At 65.7% G+C, this 1313-nt stretch carries 1 protein-coding gene; it reads right to left on the bottom strand.

The genetic code is table 11. The features are described 5' to 3' along the window. Nucleotides 1-61: 61 nt before the first annotated feature. A complete protein-coding gene (locus IE226_RS43615; RefSeq protein WP_190087089.1) occupies nt 62-1219 on the bottom strand; it encodes an RNA-guided endonuclease InsQ/TnpB family protein in 1158 nt (385 codons plus the stop codon). Nucleotides 1220-1313 lie beyond the last annotated feature (94 nt).

Below are 1313 nucleotides of genomic sequence, written 5' to 3' on the forward strand. Positions count from 1 at the left end.
GGACCGGGCTTGGAGGTAGGGCGTCACTGGCGGTGACGTGGCCTCCTCCGTCCAGACACCCCTATGGGGTGGCAGGGACCCGTGACTCACGCCCCGCATTCCACACGGTCTCGCCGCGTTGGGCGATGTTGTGGGAAGCATTCCGGTCGGCGTGGGCAACGACCCCGCACCCCCGGCAGATGAAAAGCCCCTGGTCGACACGGTTGCGCTTGTCGATGTGCCGGCATTGGGAGCACATCTGCGACGTGTATGCCGGATCAACGAAGACCAGGGGCACGCCTGCCCGCTTGGCCTTGTAGACGATGAAGTCTCCGAGCTGGGCGAAGGCCCAGGAATGGAGCGCGACCCGTTGGGGCTTGCGGAGCCGTACCCTCTGCCGGATTCCCTTGAGTTCTTCCAGGGAGATCCCGGACGAGGTGCGTTCAGCCTCGGTCACGATCGTCTTGGCGATGACGTGGTTGGTGTTCTTGACGTGCCGCTGTTCGCGGCGAGAGCGCTCCTTCAACCGGCGCTTGGCGGACTTGGTGCGCTTCTTCTGGAGCTTGGCCCGCAGGGCAAGCTGTCGCTTGCGGTACCGGTTGAGGCCGCGCCCGGCGGCCTGGTAGCCGGTGGACGTGGTGGCGATGTTGACGATGCCGAGATCCACGCCGATGAAGCCGTCCGGCTCGTACGTCTCGGCCTCGGGCACGTCGCAGGTGGCGATCAGGCAGAAGACGCCGTCACGCTCGATCAGGTCGCTTTCGCCCTTGCGGTGCTGCCGGAGCATCTTGAGCGCATCGGCGGAGCAGACGAAGCGGACGTTCTTGATGCGCCCGGCGGTCGTCCAGATCGATACCGTCTGCTGGTCGTACTGCCAGCTCAAACACCGATCGTCGTACGGCTGCGCGGCCTGCGGGCGGAACGTGATCGGCTTGGACTCAGCCTTGATCCGCCGCTTCGACTTCGGCTTGCCGAGGTTCCCGGCACGGATGTTGGCGTGCAGCGTCGTGTACGCGTCGCGCACCTTCTTGATCACGTGTTGCGCCGCCTGCGCCCCGAGCCCTTCGGCCTTGAGGCGCGGGTAGGTGTGCTTGCGCAGCTCGTACTCACGCGGAACGCCTCGGGCGAATGCCTCTTCGGACACCCGGCACGCCAGGTCGTTGACCGTGCGCAGGGTGGAGCGCAGCGCGGCGGCGTGGTCGGCCTCCGGCATCAGCTTCACCTGCGTCACGATCTTCATACCGAGCAGCGTACTACAGTTGGTCTATGTCACCACGCTGGGAGCCAAACCCCAATATCCGCAGGGGCCGTACGGTCGTCTACACCCTCCATGC

Source organism: Streptomyces longisporoflavus, from assembly GCF_014649775.1.
GTDB classification, from domain to species: Bacteria; Actinomycetota; Actinomycetes; order Streptomycetales; family Streptomycetaceae; genus Streptomyces; species Streptomyces longisporoflavus.